Source organism: Allobosea sp. 10L417 (assembly GCF_056395485.1).
This window is the reverse complement of sequence record NZ_JBFTJP010000005.1, coordinates 235,801-250,853: the sequence shown is the minus strand read 5'-3', so window position 1 is coordinate 250,853 and position 15,053 is coordinate 235,801. Positions and strand designations below refer to the sequence as shown.

General features: G+C 66.1%; 15 protein-coding genes. 12 read left to right on the top strand and 3 right to left on the bottom strand.

Annotated features, from left to right (window positions below):
• The 12 genes from AC1DE3_RS15315 to AC1DE3_RS15260 all read left to right on the top strand — a co-directional run bounded on the left by AC1DE3_RS15315 (window position 1) and on the right by AC1DE3_RS15260 (window position 12,821).
• Window positions 1–816 (top strand): ABC transporter permease, encoded by an 816-nt coding sequence (locus AC1DE3_RS15315; protein WP_476852521.1) that lies wholly within the window; start codon window positions 1–3, stop codon window positions 814–816.
• 314 nt (window positions 817–1,130) lie between these two features.
• A complete protein-coding gene (locus AC1DE3_RS15310) occupies window positions 1,131–2,315 on the top strand; it encodes a LysR family transcriptional regulator (protein ID WP_476852520.1) in 1,185 nt (394 codons plus the stop codon).
• A gap of 341 nt (window positions 2,316–2,656) precedes the next feature.
• The gene (locus AC1DE3_RS15305) at window positions 2,657–4,207 is read left to right on the top strand and encodes an acyl CoA:acetate/3-ketoacid CoA transferase (protein ID WP_476852519.1); all 1,551 of its coding nucleotides are present in this window, start codon (window positions 2,657–2,659) and stop codon (window positions 4,205–4,207) included.
• Window positions 4,204–5,010: an SDR family NAD(P)-dependent oxidoreductase gene (locus AC1DE3_RS15300; RefSeq protein ID WP_476778454.1), complete on the top strand. Its 807-nt coding sequence runs from the start codon at window positions 4,204–4,206 to the stop codon at window positions 5,008–5,010. The genes AC1DE3_RS15305 and AC1DE3_RS15300 overlap by 4 nt, the downstream gene beginning before the upstream one ends.
• On the top strand, window positions 5,007–5,858 hold the full coding sequence (locus AC1DE3_RS15295; RefSeq protein ID WP_476778453.1) for a MaoC/PaaZ C-terminal domain-containing protein: 852 nt from the start codon (window positions 5,007–5,009) through the stop codon (window positions 5,856–5,858). The genes AC1DE3_RS15300 and AC1DE3_RS15295 overlap by 4 nt, the downstream gene beginning before the upstream one ends.
• A 95-nt stretch (window positions 5,859–5,953) precedes the next feature.
• Window positions 5,954–7,468, top strand: a complete 1,515-nt coding sequence (locus AC1DE3_RS15290) for an HAL/PAL/TAL family ammonia-lyase (protein WP_476778452.1) — start codon at window positions 5,954–5,956, stop codon at window positions 7,466–7,468.
• 107 nt (window positions 7,469–7,575) lie between these two features.
• Complete coding sequence (locus AC1DE3_RS15285; RefSeq protein WP_441513163.1) at window positions 7,576–8,463, top strand: glycine betaine ABC transporter substrate-binding protein; 888 nt, start codon at window positions 7,576–7,578, stop codon at window positions 8,461–8,463.
• Between the two features lie 199 nt (window positions 8,464–8,662).
• Window positions 8,663–9,667 (top strand): ornithine cyclodeaminase family protein, encoded by a 1,005-nt coding sequence (locus tag AC1DE3_RS15280; RefSeq protein ID WP_441513164.1) that lies wholly within the window; start codon window positions 8,663–8,665, stop codon window positions 9,665–9,667.
• 8 nt (window positions 9,668–9,675) lie between these two features.
• Complete coding sequence (locus AC1DE3_RS15275; protein ID WP_476778451.1) at window positions 9,676–10,491, top strand: phosphate/phosphite/phosphonate ABC transporter substrate-binding protein; 816 nt, start codon at window positions 9,676–9,678, stop codon at window positions 10,489–10,491.
• A gap of 90 nt (window positions 10,492–10,581) precedes the next feature.
• On the top strand, window positions 10,582–11,214 hold the full coding sequence (locus tag AC1DE3_RS15270; RefSeq protein ID WP_476778450.1) for an ABC transporter permease: 633 nt from the start codon (window positions 10,582–10,584) through the stop codon (window positions 11,212–11,214).
• Complete coding sequence (locus AC1DE3_RS15265; RefSeq protein ID WP_476778449.1) at window positions 11,211–11,846, top strand: ABC transporter permease; 636 nt, start codon at window positions 11,211–11,213, stop codon at window positions 11,844–11,846. Before AC1DE3_RS15270 ends, AC1DE3_RS15265 begins: the two co-directional genes overlap by 4 nt.
• A gap of 21 nt (window positions 11,847–11,867) precedes the next feature.
• Window positions 11,868–12,821, top strand: a complete 954-nt coding sequence (locus tag AC1DE3_RS15260; protein ID WP_476778448.1) for an ABC transporter ATP-binding protein — start codon at window positions 11,868–11,870, stop codon at window positions 12,819–12,821.
• A gap of 29 nt (window positions 12,822–12,850) precedes the next feature.
• On the opposite strand, the gene AC1DE3_RS15255 is transcribed toward AC1DE3_RS15260, so the two are convergent.
• The 3 genes from AC1DE3_RS15255 to AC1DE3_RS15245 are packed head-to-tail and all read right to left on the bottom strand — an operon-like array spanning window position 12,851 to window position 15,049.
• On the bottom strand, window positions 12,851–13,636 hold the full coding sequence (locus tag AC1DE3_RS15255; RefSeq protein ID WP_476778447.1) for an inositol monophosphatase family protein: 786 nt from the start codon (window positions 13,634–13,636) through the stop codon (window positions 12,851–12,853).
• Window positions 13,623–14,354 (bottom strand): ABC transporter permease, encoded by a 732-nt coding sequence (locus AC1DE3_RS15250; RefSeq protein ID WP_476778446.1) that lies wholly within the window; start codon window positions 14,352–14,354, stop codon window positions 13,623–13,625. Before AC1DE3_RS15250 ends, AC1DE3_RS15255 begins: the two co-directional genes overlap by 14 nt.
• The gene (locus tag AC1DE3_RS15245; RefSeq protein ID WP_476852518.1) at window positions 14,351–15,049 is read right to left on the bottom strand and encodes an ABC transporter permease; all 699 of its coding nucleotides are present in this window, start codon (window positions 15,047–15,049) and stop codon (window positions 14,351–14,353) included. Before AC1DE3_RS15245 ends, AC1DE3_RS15250 begins: the two co-directional genes overlap by 4 nt.
• Window positions 15,050–15,053: the final 4 nt, after the last annotated feature.

Here is a 15,053-nt window from a genome sequence, read left to right as displayed (position 1 = left end):
ATGAGCTGGCTCGATCGTCCCGCCAGCGACACGCAAATCAGCCATCGCGCGCGGCTCTGGCTCTATGGGCTCGGCGCGCTGGTCCTGGCCTTCCTGGCCATACCGACGCTGATCGTCATCCCGATGTCCTTCTCCCAGTCGCAATATCTGGAATTCCCGCCGCGGGAATGGTCGCTGCGCTGGTACGAGGCTTATTTCTCCTCATCGAGCTGGATGGCGGCGACCGCGACCTCCTTCAAGGCCGGCTTCTGCACGGCGCTGCTTGCGACGCCGCTGGGCACGCTCGCGGCCTACGGCCTGCACGCCTCGCGGCTGCGCTTCGCCGGGCTTGCGATCCTTGCGCTGCTGACGCCGACGATCGTGCCGGTCATCCTCGTCGGCATCGCGCTGTTCTATGCCTATGTGCAGCTCAAGATGGTCAATTCTTTCCTCGGCATCGTGCTGGCGCATACGATGCTGGCGGTGCCGATCGTCATGATGATCGTGGGCTCGGCCCTGAAGAGCTTCGATCTCGATCRGGAGCGGGTCGCGCGCAGCCTTGGCGCCACGCGGACGCAGGCCTTCCTGCAGGTGACCGCCCCCCAGATCGGTTTCGCCCTCGTCACCTCCGCGGTCCTGTCGTTCCTGACCTCCTTCGATGAGGTCGTCGTTGCGCTGTTCGTCTCGGGCGGTGACAATGCGACTCTGACGCGGATGATGTTTTTGGCGCTGCGCGATCAGATCGACCCGACCATCGCGGCGATCTCGACGATCATGATCGTGATGACGTCGCTGCTGCTGGCCGTGTCGCAGTTCGTCGGCAAACGGGACGTCTAGCGATCGTGCGGCTCGTGCGAAATCGCATGCCTGTCCGCGATCCCTTCACATCCGCATGGTCGACGTCATCCCATCGGAAGGCGAGAATTCGCTCCGAAGCCGTCCTCGATCGAGAACTGCCGCCCGCGAGACCGGCGCTGGCGCCGAGGCAGACCGTCCACTAACAATCGCATCGGGCCGGACGGGTGGGGGGCGGGTCAAACCCGGATCACTCCCGTTCGTGCGCCAATGTGATTCCAGAACCTGGTCCGGCCTAAAACAAGATTGAGCAGCAGGGGCTATTCTCGGCAACACAGGCGCTGACAGGTCTAGGGATGGATACTTCTACGCTTCAAATTGTCCATAGGGTGATGAGCGAACGGAGCATCCGGGGCACTGCCCGGGTGATGAGGAAGCCGGTTTCGAGCATTGCCGCGGCGGTCGACCGGCTTGAGAGCGAGATTTCGGTGCCGCTTGTGCAGAAGGCCGGGACGAGCGTTGTCCTGACCCTCGAGGCTGAGAGGCTTTCTCCTGCCATCAAGCAGCTCGCCGACCACGTCCAGGACATCATGGCGATCGGCAATCGGCGCGACATTTCGCTGAGCCTGAGCGCGTTGACCCGCTTTGCGCATGTCGCCGAAACCGGCAGCATCCGCCGGGCGGCCAAGTCTCTTGGGCTGGGCCAACCCCAGCTTGCCCGCCAGATCGCGCATGTCGAAGCGACGCTCGGCTGTCGTCTGCTCAATCGCCACGTCGCCGGCTCGAGGATGACGGAGGCGGGAAAGCGGCTGGTAAGGTCGACACGCGCTCTCGAAGCGATATGGAGCGAACTTGCACATTCGGCCGCCGGACGTTCCCGCCGCAGTGCCGCGACGATCCGGCTCGGCTCGATCATCCCCATGGGCCACGACAGCTTCGTCGCCACGCTGCTCGCCTCGCTCGTCGCGACCTGGATGAACGACAAGCCCCGCCAACCCCTGCTGGTGGCCAGCACGACGACCGAAGGGCTCATCGCCGGCCTGAAGAGCGGCACCTACGATGCGGTTCTCCTGAACAGCGTCACCGTCCCGACGGATTTCGATAGCTATCTGATCGCCCGGTCGCCGCTGTCGCTCGTTGGTCCGTCGGAGGTCATCGAACTGGGGGAGGGCAGGGACGACCTGGCCAGGATCGTGCTTGGCTCACCCATCGCCGTCCCGAGCCCAAGAAGCGGGCTACGCCAGATCATCAATCGCCTGCTGGCTGAAACCCTCACCGAAACCGAGCTCGACAGGCTGAAGGTGATCGAGCTGGATTCGATGCCCGTCATCATCAATCTGGTTCTGCATCACGGGGCTGTTTCGGTCCTGCCGTCGGAATCGGTCGCCCGAATCCGCGGCGACCTGCGCCAAATCCCGCTGCCTTCCGAATTGGCTCTGCCTTATTGGCTCGTCTGCGGCAAGAACGAGAGTGGACGCCAGACCGCCCGCGCCATCCTGAAGGTGCTCGCGGGGCTGGGCTATGGCGACAAGGCGAAATAGCGGCAGCAGGTTGGGAGGTACGATCGGCATCGCCGTGGGAGCGGACGGCTGCGCATTTCGCCCTATCGTTCGGACATGGTGATTAGAACGATCTTCCCTTCCAATTGGCGATTTTCGAAATTTTTCCCAATGCTGCGCCGAACTATGCTCATTTCATCTAAGTAGCTGATATTGCTCGAAAATGAATCGAAACATGGGCCGCGATGGTGCATACCGTACGCTAGTCTGCAGATTCTGGGATATCCCAAAACATATACACCTTGACGCGAGGTCATAGGGGCCTTCTCAGCGGTCGGAAGCTGTGCTTGGCTACCCCGATAAGAAGACCTTCAGGGGAACCAATGCGTATCATAACTGCCCGCGAGGCGGCCGCTAGGCTGCGCGACGGGATGAGCGTTGCTGTCTCCGGTTTCGGAGGATGCTGCCATCCCGAGGCGATCACCGCCGCGGTCGAGGACAGGTTCCTCGCCGAAGCCGCGCCTCGCGACCTGACCCTACTTTTTGCCGCCAGTGCCGGCGACCGCAAGACCCGCGGGATGGGCCATTTTGGCTATGAGGGGCTGGTCAAGCGCGTCATAGCCGGCGGCTGGCGCGGAACCCCGCGTCTCGGCAATCTCGCCCTCGAAGAGAAGGTCGAAGCCTATTGCTGGCCCCAAGGGGTCATCGCCCAGCTGTATCGGGCGATTGCCGCCGGCCAGCCGGGCGTCATCACCCATATCGGGCTGGGCTCGTTCATGGACCCGAACAGCGGCGGCGGGAGGATGAACGCCTCGACGCGCGAGACCCTCGTCGAGCGCGTGTCCCTGCGCGGCCGGGACTGGCTGCTCTACCCGTCCATGCCACTCGACTGCGTGATGCTGCGTGGCACGACGGCCGACGAGGACGGGAACGTTACGATGGAGGACGAAGCGTTCCCGCTCGACGTGCTGGCGATGGCCCAGGCAGGGCGCAATTCCGGCGGCGTGGTGATGGTGCAGGTCAAGCAGGTCGCCCGGCGCGGTTCGCTGGCGCCCGGCGATGTGCGCATTCCCGGCACCCTGGTCGACTATGTCGTGGTTTGCGAGGATCCGGCCCAGCACGGCATCAGCTTCGGCGAGACCGACAACCCCTCCTATACCGGCCGGTTGCAAGCCGCCGCCGGCAGTCTCGAGCCGCTTGCGCTGTCGGTGGACAAGGTCATCCAACGCCGCGCCTTCCAGGAACTGCTCGGGCTCGATCGCCCGGTCATCAATCTCGGCATCGGCATCCCGGCTGGCATCGGACGGATCGCCAGCGAAGAGGGGCTCGACGGCTATACGGTCACCATCGAATCCGGTGTCATCGGCGGCGTGCCCGCCGAGGAACTGTCGTTCGGCGCTGCGATCAATCCATCGTCGGTGATCCCGCAGGCCTCCCAGTTCGACTTCTACGACGGCGGCGGCCTCGACATCGCCTTCCTCGGCATGGCCGAAGTGGACGTGCGCGGAGCGGTCAATGTCAGCCGCTTCGGCAAGTCTATCGTCGGCGTCGGTGGTTTCACCAACATTTCACAGACGGCGCGCCGCATCGTCTATGTCGGCGCGTTCTCGACCGGCGGCACCGAGATCGAGATCCGCGACGGCAGGCTCGCCATCGTGAACGACGGGCGGCTGTGCAAGATCGTCGATCGGGTGGCGCAGGTCAGCTCCGACCCAACCTTCGCGCCCGCCGGGCAGGCACAGATCGTCGTCACCGAACGGGCGGTCTTCAAGGTCCTGGACGGCCGGCTGACGCTGACCGAAGTGGCACCCGGCATCGACGTCAGGAAGCATGTCCTCGAGCGGCTGCCGGACGGCGTCGCGATCGCCGATCACCTCGCAACGATGGATGCCCGTCTCTACGCGACGCGTGCAATGAAGGACTTCGCCGCATGAACATTCGCGAGGCAGTTGTCATCGTCACCGGTTCGGCCACGGGCGTCGGCGCGGCCGCCGTCCGGCAGTTCGCCGAGCGGGGCGCGCGCGTCGCGGTCAACTACAACCGCAGCAAGGCCGAGGCCGACGAGACTGCCGATGCCTGCCGGGCGCTCGGGTCCGAGGTCATCGTGGTGCAGGGTGACGTCGCCGATGACGGCGCCTGCCGGGCGATGGTCGGCGCGGTCGTGGAGCGTTGGGGTCGGCTGGACGCACTGGTCAACAACGCCGCCATGACGGTGAAGTCGAATCCCTTCGATCTGGAAACCCTGTCCGCCGGCGACTTCCACGACGTCTTCGCCGTCAACGTCATCGGTGCCTACCAGATGTGCAGGGCGGCGATCCCGCCGATGCGGGCCAGCGGCGGCGGCGCCATCGTCAACGTTTCCTCCAACGTCGCTTTTACCGGGGGCGGCAGCTCGCTCGCCTACACCGCGTCGAAGGGTGCGCTGAATGCGCTGACCCTGGCGCTGGCGCGCACCTGTGGGCCGGACATCCGAGTCAACGCGGTCTGCCCCGGCGTGATCGACACGCGCTGGATGCGCCAGACGCTCGGCACGGAGGCCTATTCGGCGCTGGCACAGCGGTTTTCCGAGACGGCGCCACTGGGCCGCGTCGCCACGCCCGACGATGTCGCCGGCGCCGTGGTGTGGCTGGTCGAGGGCGCCGGCTTCGTCACCGGAGAATTGCTGTCGGTCGATGGCGGGGTGCGGCTGGGCGGCGGCGTGCGCAAGCAGGCGCCGCGCACGGGTGACGGTTCGTGAGCCTTCCTGCCGGCTCGATCCTGGATTTCGCCATCCCCGAGACTCGCCAGACGGTCACGGCGAGGGACGCGATCCTCTACGCCCTGTCTGTGGGTTACGGCGGCGCACCGCTGGACCCGGCGCATCTGCGCTTCCTTTACGAGGCCGATCTGGCGACGGCGCCGACGCTCGCCAACGTCGTGGCGCATGCGGGCCCATGGATGAAGCAGGTGGGCGTCGACTGGAGCCAGGTCGTGCACGCCGAGCACCGCCTGACCATCCATAGCCCGATGCCGCTCGACACGCCGCTGGTGTCACATACGCGCAGCCTGTCGGTGGTCGACCGGGGTGCCGGCAAGGGCATGTTCGCGGCATTCGAACGCGTCGTGTCGAACGAGGCGACCGGCGAGGCGGTGGCGTCGATCGTGCAGACCAACGCCTGCCGGGGCGACGGCGGCTGTGGCTCCGCCGGTACGCCGCCCGAACCGCTGCCGCCGGTGCCCAATCGGCAACCCGACGTCTCCTGCCAGTTGGCCGTCGCCGAGGACGCGGCGCTTCTCTACCGGCTGAACGGCGATCTCAATCCCTTGCACGTCGATCCCGCGGCGGCCGAAAGGGGCGGTTTCCGCCGGCCCATCCTGCACGGGCTATGCACGTTCGGGCATGCCGGCTACGCGCTGTCGCTGATGGCCTCCGGCTCCGGGCTTGCCGCGCTCGCCGCGATTGCCGCCCGCTTCACCGCACCGGCATTTCCGGGGGACACGCTGGAATTCCAGATGTGGCGCTCCGGCCAGGACATCCGCTTCCGATGCATTGTGCCGTCGCGCGGCGCGACGGTTCTCGACAACGGCGTGGCGCGGCTCGCATGACCAGCCAATTTCCCTATTCGGTTCGAGAAGCGCCGCCTCCGAGTCCATTCGACGAAGACGGACGGCGGCAGCCTCCGGCGGAAAGAAACGAGAGCATGACCAGCGCGCCCGAAACCGTGGTGTTGAAGACCCCTCCGGCGACGATCGGCGACATCGTCGCCATCGCGCGCCATGATGCCCGCATCGAAATCTCGCCCGAAGTCGAGCGGCGCATGGCAGCCGCGCGGGCTGTCGTCGACCGTTATGCCGAGCTGAACCTGCCCGCCTATGGGCTGACGACCGGGCTCGGCGCCGGTGTGGACACGCGCCTCGCGGCCGACGATCTCGTCACTTTCCAGATCAGGGTGCCGCAGGCGCGCGCCGTCGGCGTCGGAGCGGCTTTGCCGCGCGAGGCTGTCCGGGCGATGATGGCAGTCCGGGTCGCCGGCATGGCGGCGGGTGGCTCGGGCGTCTCGCCGCGCATTGTCGGATCGATGGTCGCGGCGCTGAACGCCGGCTTCCACCCGGTCGTTCCCTCGCTCGGCTCGATCGGCGCCGCCGACCTCGCCCCGCTCGCGCATATGGGGCGGGCGCTTCTCGGCTATGGCGAGGCGGAGTTCGGCGGCGAGGTGATGCCGGCCCTCGAAGCACTGAAGAGGGCGGGCCTGGAGCCGCTCGCGCTTGGGCCGAAGGACGGCCATGCGATCGTCGTCGCCAACAGCCTGTCGGTCTCCCAGGCTTGCCTCGTCCTCCATGACATCGAACGCCTGTTCGAGTGGTCGCTGCTGGCGGTGGCGCTGAACTTCGAAGCCTTCCGCGCCAACACGACCGCCTTCGACGACCGCGCCCTCGCGGCACGGCCCGCCTTCGGTCAGCGGGCCGTCGCGGCGCGCCTGCGCGAACTCCTTTCAGGCAGTTCGCTGCTCGCGGAGGGGGCGGCGCGGCGCCTGCAGGACCCGCTCAGCTATCGCTGCGCGCCGCAGGTCTGGGGGGCGCTGTCACATGCTATGGCGGAGGCCAGGGAAGCGACCGAGATCGAGCTCTCCAGCTCGGGCGACAACCCCGTCGTCCTGGCTTCGGAGGGGCTCATCCTCTCGCACGCCAACTTCGACCTGACGGCCTTCGTTCTGGCCTGGGAACGGCTGGGGCAGGCGCTGGCGCATTGTGCCGCGGCGACGGCCTACCGAACCATGAAGATCATGTCGCCCGGCATGTCGGACCTGCCGCGCTTCCTGACCTCGATGGGCCAGAACCGCTCCGGCTTCGCCACCGTCCAGAAGACCGTGTCGGCGTTGGAGGCGGAAATCCGCCATCTTGCCGCGCCGGTCTCGCTCACGCCGATCCCTGTCGCCGACGGCGTCGAAGACCAGGCCTCGATGGCGCCGAGCGTTCTGGCGAAGACGGCGACCATCGTCGAGCGGCTGCGCTACCTCGTGGCGATCGAACTCATAGCCTCCGCCCAGGCGGTCGATCTCCGGGGCGTGCAAGACCAGCTCGGCGCCGGGTCGGGCGATGCCTACCGCTTCGTGCGCAGCCTGGTCGAGCCGTTGGGAGAGGACCGGGCGCAGGGGCCGGATTTCATGTGCCTCGCGGACGCCATTTCGCACGCCGCTCCGGCGGGGAGGGACTGACAGGACGGCCGAACGAAGCCGCAGGACCCGGGAGGAAGACGGCCAGGCGCAGCCGGCCGGTCCAATGGAGACGCCTACCCAACGCTGCAATACAGAGGGAAACAACAATGAAGAAGTGGACCACGAAGGCTATCGTCGCAACCATCGCGATGGCGGCAGCGACACTGCAGCTGGCTGCGGCGGAACCGATCAAAGTAGGCAGCAAGAATTTCACCGAGCAGTACATCCTGGCCGAAATGTATGCCGCCGTGCTGGAAAAGGCCGGTTTCAAGGTTGAGCGCAAGATCAATCTCGGCGGCACCCTCATCGCCCACCAGGCGCTGACCACAGGTCAGATCGATCTCTATCCGGAATACACCGGCACGGCGCTGTCGGCCGTGGTGAAGGGCGAGACATCGACCGACCCGCAGAAGGTCTATGATGAGGTCAAGGATTTCTACGCCAAGAAATTCAACCTCATCTGGTTGAGGCCAACCGGGGTCAACAACGGCTACGTCATCGTCGTGCGCCGCGAGACGGCTCAGCAGAACCAGCTCAAAACCCTCTCCGACCTTGCCAAGGTGTCAGGTTCGATGGTCTTCGGCGGTGGGCCCGAATTCCCCGAACGCAAGGACGGCCTCCCGGGCCTGAAGCTGGTCTACGGTGCGGTATTCAAGGAATTCAAGCAGTTCGCCAAGCTCGGCCTGCGCTATGACGCGCTGCAGCAGAAGGACATCGACGGGGCGAACGGCGCTGCGACGGATTGGCAGATCGTATCGCAAAACCTCGTGGCTCTGGACGACGACAAGGGTTTGTTCCCACCCTACTACGTTGCCCCGGTGGTTCGCCGTCAGACGCTCGAGGCCAATCCGAAAATCGCCGAACTGCTCGAGGCCGTCGGTACGCAAATCGACAACGCGACGATGCGCACCCTCAACGCCCGCGTCGAGAAGGACCGCGAAGAGCCTCGCGATGTCGCCGTGTCCTTCCTGAAGGACAAGGGCCTGCTCCGCTGACGCCCGGTCCCTTGCCGGCCGGGACCTCCCGGTCGGCAAGGGACCGTCCCTGACGTCGACCCCGACAGCACGGCAACCGGCCCCTATCGGTTGGCTGCGGCCGGCAGCGAACGCGCATGCCGATCTCCCTGCCGGGTGCAGTCCCGGCAGAGGAGGGGGCGCGACCTTCCATTCGAACTGAAATCTGGGAAGACGAGAAATGCAGGAAATCTGGATCGACTACATCAACGCCTTGGACACCAAGGCGCTGGAGCTGACCAACGACGAAATCCTCGATGCGGTGTCGGAAGCGCTGGCCGCGCAGGGGCGGGGCGAGACGGTGATCGAGCCTAGGGTTCACCTCGTTCCCGAGAGCTCCGACAAGGGGCACTTCAACGTGCTGCGCGGCTATGTGAAGCCGCTCGACTACGCCGGCGTGAAGGTGGTCGGCGATTTCGTCGACAACTACAAGGTCGGCTTGCCCTCCGAAATGGCAGTGCTGAATCTGTTCGATCCGCGCACCGGCATGCCCAAGGCCATCATCGACGCGACGGCCATCACCGACATGCGTACCGGCGCGATCACCGCGCTCGGCGCCAAGCATCTGGCGCGCAAGGACAGCAAGATCCTGGGCCATGTCGGCGCGCGCGGCACGTCCTACTGGAACGTCCGCCTGCTCGACCACCTGTTCGATTTCGACGAGATCCGTGTCCATTCGCGCCGCCCCGAGAGCCGCGAGGGCTTTGCCGCACGGCTGGAAAAGGATCTCGGCAAGAAAATCATCGTGACGGACAACTGGGAGGATTGCCTGAAGGGCGCCGACATCATGGTGGAGGCCAGTCGCCTGCCCGAGCCCACGCCGCTGTTCAAGACGAGCTGGGTCAAGAAGGGTGCCTTCGTGGTTCCCTACGGGACAATGAGCGCGCTGGAGTTCGATCTCACGGACATCATGGACAAGGTCGTCGTCGACGACTGGGGCCAGTGCCAGCCGGGGCGTCCCTTCGGCGCGCTGCGCCGACATGTCGACGAGGGCAAGGTAACCCTGGAGACGCTGCACGCCGAGATGGGACAGATCGTCTGCGGCGCCAAGCCGGGGCGCGAGAGCGACGACGAGACCATCCTGTTCTGGCATCGCGGACTAAGCAGCACGGACGTGGCGCTGGGCGCGGCGATCGTCGCGAAGGCGAAGCGCATGAACCTCGGCCAGAAACTCCGTTTTGCCTGACCCGCATCATGAGCGACGCCAAACTCATCGCCTGTTCGCGAATGTACAATGTCTCGGCGGGCGTGCGCGCCCGGTGGGACGACCTGTTCGCGTGGCTGAGCCAAGAGGCCGGTGTGGCGCTGGACATCGTCGCTCACGCTTCCCCCGCGCCGCTCGCCGAACTCTGGGAAAGGCGCGACATGGGGGCCGTGTTCATGTGTGGCTTCCCCCTGTCGCGCTGGTGCGAGGCGCAGCGTCCGACCATCCTGGCCGCACCCGTGGCGGAAGCGCCGTGGGCCGGCGGGCGCCCCTATTATGCCAGCCACATCGTCGTGACCGAAGACGGCCCAATCAGATCGGCCGCGCAGCTTGGGACCGCAACCTGGGGATGGACGGTGCGGGATTCGCAGTCGGGCTACCACGCGCCGCGCGGCTTCCTTGCCGACCTCCTGCAAGGGAAATTGCTCGGGCGGTCGCCGGTGGGGCCACTACTGAACCCCTCCGGCGTGGTGGAGGCGCTGCGCTGCGGCCGCATCGAGGCGGGCCCGATCGACGCCTACGCCTACGAACTGTTGGCGATGCATCAGCCGGACGCATTGGCCGGGCTGCGGATCGTCGCGACAACTGAACCGACACCCTGTCCGCCTCTCGTCTCGTCTCCCGGCGTGCCCGCCGAGATGCTGTCCCCGCTGCGGCAGGCGCTGCTGCGGGCGCATGAGTGCGAGGACGGGCGTGGGCTGCTGCGCCAGCTCGGCCTGGCGCGGTTCGCGCATCCCGACGTGGCCGACTACCGGATCCTCGCCGAACGCGCGGATGCGGTCGACCGGAGGCTCGCCGCGTGGTGACGCCAGAGCCAACCAGCCTGAGCTGCGTCGTTTGATCGGCAGAGGTAACGGGCGGGTCTCCCAGGGGACCTGAGAGCTAGGAGCATCGTTTTGACTTGGGTTCCAAAGAATATCCCTCGGCTCGCCGAGGCATTGATGGAGCATCTGTACCTGGTCTTCTCCTCGGTGGGGATCGCTTTGGTGATTTCGCTTGCCGTCGGCATCTGGGCCGCCCGGCGTCCAAGAACTTTCACCAGCATCATTCTGGTGACGAGCATCCTCTTCGCCATACCCAGCCTCGCGCTGTTCGCCTTGCTCATCCCCGTGATGGGCATCGGGCCGGCGCCTGCGATCCTGGGGCTCGCCGCCTATTCCCTGATGATCCTCGTCCGCAACATCGGCACGGGGTTCCAGGCGATCCCGGATGAAATCCTCGAGGCGGCGCACGGCATGGGCTACGGGACTGCCCGCAGGATCTGGGAGGTCGAGCTGCCGCTCGCGATGCCGTACATCGTCGGCGGAATCCGCCTCGCGGTCGTAACGGTCATCGGCATCGCGACTGTCGCCGCCTACATCAATGCCGGCGGTCTCGGCGTCATCATCTTCCAGGGCATCGACCAGAGGTTCCCCGAAAAGATCATCGCCGGCGGTCTGCTGACCTCGGTCCTGGCGCTGTCGGCCGACTACTTCCTCACATTGATGGAAAAGGCGTTGCGCCGGCGCAATGGGAGGCAAGCCCGATGATCGTCGTCGAAGCTTTTCAGTGGATCGCCGCAAATCTCGGCACGTTCACCGGTGCGTTCAACCGGCATATGGCGATGAGCCTGATTTCGCTGGGCGTCGCGCTGGCTATAGCCCTTCCGTTGGGCGTCGCCGTGGCAAGATCGCCGCGCGCCGCCTTCGTGACGGTCAACGTCGCCGGCGCCGCACGCTCCATCCCGAGCCTCGCCATTCTGGCGGCCGCCATGCCGATCATGGGCATCGGCCTCTGGCCATCGGTGATCGCGTTGGTCGTTCTGGCCGTCCCGCCGCTGCTGCTCAATACGATCATCGGCATACGGGAAGTGGATCCGGCTGTCCTCGATGCCGCCAACGGGATGGGACTGGGGCGAGCGGAGATTCTCTGGCAGATCGAACTGCCGCTGGCCGTGCCCTCTATCCTTTCCGGCGTCCGCACGGCGGCCATCCAGGTCATCGGCGGAGCCGCCCTCGCATCCTTCATCGGCGGCGGCGGCCTGGGCGATTTCATCAACGCGGGCATCGCCATCATGGACATGCCGCGTCTCCTGGTGGGAGCGATCCCGATCGCGCTTCTGGCGATCTTTGCGGAGCTGGCGTTCGGCTGGCTCGAGCGCAGCGTTTCCTACCGGCTCTGACTGCGGAACAGGGATACCAAGATGATACGCCTCGAAAATGTGACCAAGAACTTTGCCGGCAGCGATCGCCCTGCGGTGGACAATCTCGACCTTCACATCGAAGCCGGGACGACCGTCGCCATGATCGGCCCTTCGGGCTGCGGCAAGACGACCACCATGCGCATGATCAACTGCCTGGAGACCCCGACCCGCGGCCGGGTTCTGGTGAACGGCCGCAACGTCGCCGACACAGATCCGAAGCAGCTACGCCGAACCATCGGCTATGTCATCCAGCAGGTCGGTCTGTTTCCGCATATGACGATCGCGCGCAACATCGCCACCGTGCCCCGCCTGCTGGGCTGGGACAAGGCGCGGACCGACCGGCGCATCAACGAGCTTCTCGAACTCGTCAGCCTTGATCCGAGCGTCATGCGCGATCGCCTGCCTCATGAACTGTCGGGCGGCCAGCGGCAGCGTGTCGGCTTCGCCAGGGCCCTGGCTGCCGATCCCGCCATCATGCTGATGGACGAGCCCTTCGGCGCCATCGACCCGATCACCAGAGTCCGTCTCCAGGACGAATTCCGGCAGATCCTGAAGAAGGTCAGCAAGACCGTCGTCATCGTCACGCACGACATCGACGAAGCGATCAAGATGGGCGATCGCGTCGCGATCATGCGCGACGGTCGGTTGCTGCAATACGACAGCCCCGAGGCGATCCTGGCCAATCCGGCCAATGAATTCGTCGAGAACTTCCTCGGTCCCGATCGGACCATCAAGCGGCTCAGCCTGATCGATGTCGCGAGCGTGATGGCGCCGCCCCGTTCGTTCGCCGAGGGCCCTCAGATCTCGCCGGATGCCAACCTGCATGTGGCGCTCGCATCCATCCTGGGCAAAAATCTCCAAGGCTTGGACGTCAAGGCACCGGACGGCACGGTCGTCGGTTATCTCGACCGAGATGCCATCCTTGCCTGTAACGTTGAACCTCATCCGGTTTGAAGTTCGCCCCGGTCCGACGATCCAATTCATCAATGGCAGCTCAGTCGCTCCAGGACCGCTCCATGCAGCGCCAGGCTGCCGCTTGCCACGACGCAGCGATGGCCGGAATGGATCGTGAGCTCCCGGCCCTCCCAGTCGGTGATCGCACCGCCGGCATTGCGCACGATCGGCGTCAGCGCGCAGTAGTCGAAGGGGTCGAGCCCGCCGTCGACGCTGATGTCGAGCGCTCCGTCCGAGACACGGCCATAGGCGTGACAGCCGCCGCCATAGACGCACCATTTCGTATCGTTCCGGAGTCGTTCGAAGGCCGCCCGCTCACCGGCATCGAAGGGTTCGGGATTGCCGTTGCCGAGAATGGCATCGGGCAGCGACGCGCCCTTGCGGGTCTGCACCGCCTCGCCGTTGCGCTGCGTCGGCAGCCCGTCGCCGCCGATCCAGCGCTCGGCCGTGACGGGGTTGTCGATGATGCCGAGGATCGGCGTACCCTTGTAGGCCAGCGCGATCAGCGTGCCGAAGGTCGGAATACCGGTGATGAAGGCCTTGGTGCCGTCGATCGGATCGATGATCCAGACGAAGTCGCGGTCGAGGCCGAAGGAGTCGTATTCCTCGCCCAGGATACCGTGATCGGGGTGGGCGGAGGCGAGTTCGCGGCGCAGGCGGTCCTCGACGCGGCGGTCGATCTCGGTGACCGGGCTGCGATCAGCCTTGGTGTCGAAGCTGCGGCCCCTGGCGATCGCGTCGCGGATGATTGCGCCGCTCACGTCGGCGAGCCGCGCGGCGAAGCCCGCGAAGGCGTGGATGTCAGGTTTGGACATGGGCTTCTCCGGCGATGACCGCCGTGGACTTGGCGGGCGCGCGCTGGTGTCTGGCGAGCCGGTATTCGAGGGCTCGCAGGGCTGCGGTCAGCATGGCGGCGATGACGAGATAGATCGCGGCTGCGGTCACGAAGAGCTCGTAGGGCGCGAAGGTGCGCGCCACGATCGTGTTGGCGGTGCCGGTCAGCTCCATGATCGTGATGGTGCTCGCCAGCGACGTCGCCTTGAGCATGCTGACGACCTCGTTGGCATAGGCCGGAAGAGCGAGGCGGAAGGCGCGCGGCAGGATGATGACGCGATAGGTCATCGGTCCGGACATGCCGCAGGCATGGGCCGCCTCGATCTCCCCGGCCGGCACCGCCTGGATCGCGCCACGCAGGATATTCGCCGTATAAGCGGCGGTGTGCAGCGCGAAGGTCAGGACCGCGCAGAACCACGGCTCCCGGATGAAGGGCCAGAGCGCGCTCTCGCGGATGAAGTCGAACTGCGACAGGCCGTAGTAGACCAGGAAGATCTGGACCAGGAGCGGCGTGCCCCTGAAGAAGGAGATGTAGAAGGCGACGACCGCGCGGACCGGAGCGGGCGCCTCCAGCCGGGCGATCGCCATCGGCACGGCCAGCCCCAACCCGAGCACGAGGGCGGCCGTCAGGAGTTGCAGGCTGAGCCAGGTGCCCTCGATCAGGGCGGGGAGGCTCTCGATCATCAGGGCCGGGTTCATCGCGCCAGCTCCCGTTCGCCGCGGCTGGCGCGGCGTTCCAGTTGGGCGACGAGCAGGCCGTTGCTGGTGGTCAGTGCGTAGAAAATGATCGCGGCGATCAGGTAGAAGCGGAACGGCTCGCCCGTGACCGCGGTCGCCATGGTGCTGACCCGCATGACCTCTTCCAGCCCGACGACAGAGACGAGGGAGGTGTCCTTGATCAGCGAGATCCAGTTATTGCCGAGGCCCGGCAGGGCGAAGCGCCAGATCTGCGGCAGGCGCACCGTCGTGAAGGCATCCCACCAAGAGAAGCCGAAGGCTTCCGCCGCCTCGATCTGGCCTTTCGGAATGGCGAGGAAGGCGCCGCGCAACACCTCCGCGGCATAGCCGCCGAAGACGAGGCTGAGCGCGAAGACGCCCGCCGCGAAGGCGGGAATCTCGACGAAACCTGCCGCCGCGCCGATCGATTTCGCGAGTCCGGTCAGCGTGACCGAACCGCCGAAATAGATGATCAGGATGATCAGCAGCTCGGGCGTGCCGCGCATCGCCAGGGTGAACAGGAAGCCGAGCTGCCGGACCGGCCACCAGCGGGAGAGCTGGGCGAGCGCGCCGAGAATGCCCCAGACGAGCCCGAGCGCCAGTGCGGCGACGGCGACCTCGAGTGTGGTCAGCGCACCGTGCAGGAGCTGGCCGCCCCAGCCCATCAGGATATCCATCGCC

What these genes read in the sequence shown, in the direction of transcription:
- AC1DE3_RS15310 (WP_476852520.1), top strand. Translation starts at nt 1,131, where the DNA reads ATGGATACTTCTACGCTTCAAATTGTCCATAGGGTGATGAGCGAACGG.
- AC1DE3_RS15305 (WP_476852519.1), top strand. Translation starts at nt 2,657, where the DNA reads ATGCGTATCATAACTGCCCGCGAGGCGGCCGCTAGGCTGCGCGACGGG.
- AC1DE3_RS15300 (WP_476778454.1), top strand. Translation starts at nt 4,204, where the DNA reads ATGAACATTCGCGAGGCAGTTGTCATCGTCACCGGTTCGGCCACGGGC.
- AC1DE3_RS15290 (WP_476778452.1), top strand. Translation starts at nt 5,954, where the DNA reads ATGACCAGCGCGCCCGAAACCGTGGTGTTGAAGACCCCTCCGGCGACG.
- AC1DE3_RS15285 (WP_441513163.1), top strand. Translation starts at nt 7,576, where the DNA reads ATGAAGAAGTGGACCACGAAGGCTATCGTCGCAACCATCGCGATGGCG.
- AC1DE3_RS15280 (WP_441513164.1), top strand. Translation starts at nt 8,663, where the DNA reads ATGCAGGAAATCTGGATCGACTACATCAACGCCTTGGACACCAAGGCG.
- AC1DE3_RS15275 (WP_476778451.1), top strand. Translation starts at nt 9,676, where the DNA reads ATGAGCGACGCCAAACTCATCGCCTGTTCGCGAATGTACAATGTCTCG.
- AC1DE3_RS15265 (WP_476778449.1), top strand. Translation starts at nt 11,211, where the DNA reads ATGATCGTCGTCGAAGCTTTTCAGTGGATCGCCGCAAATCTCGGCACG.
- AC1DE3_RS15260 (WP_476778448.1), top strand. Translation starts at nt 11,868, where the DNA reads ATGATACGCCTCGAAAATGTGACCAAGAACTTTGCCGGCAGCGATCGC.
- AC1DE3_RS15255 (WP_476778447.1), bottom strand. Translation starts at nt 13,636, where the DNA reads ATGTCCAAACCTGACATCCACGCCTTCGCGGGCTTCGCCGCGCGGCTC.
- AC1DE3_RS15250 (WP_476778446.1), bottom strand. Translation starts at nt 14,354, where the DNA reads ATGAACCCGGCCCTGATGATCGAGAGCCTCCCCGCCCTGATCGAGGGC.
- AC1DE3_RS15245 (WP_476852518.1), bottom strand. Translation starts at nt 15,049, where the DNA reads ATGGATATCCTGATGGGCTGGGGCGGCCAGCTCCTGCACGGTGCGCTG.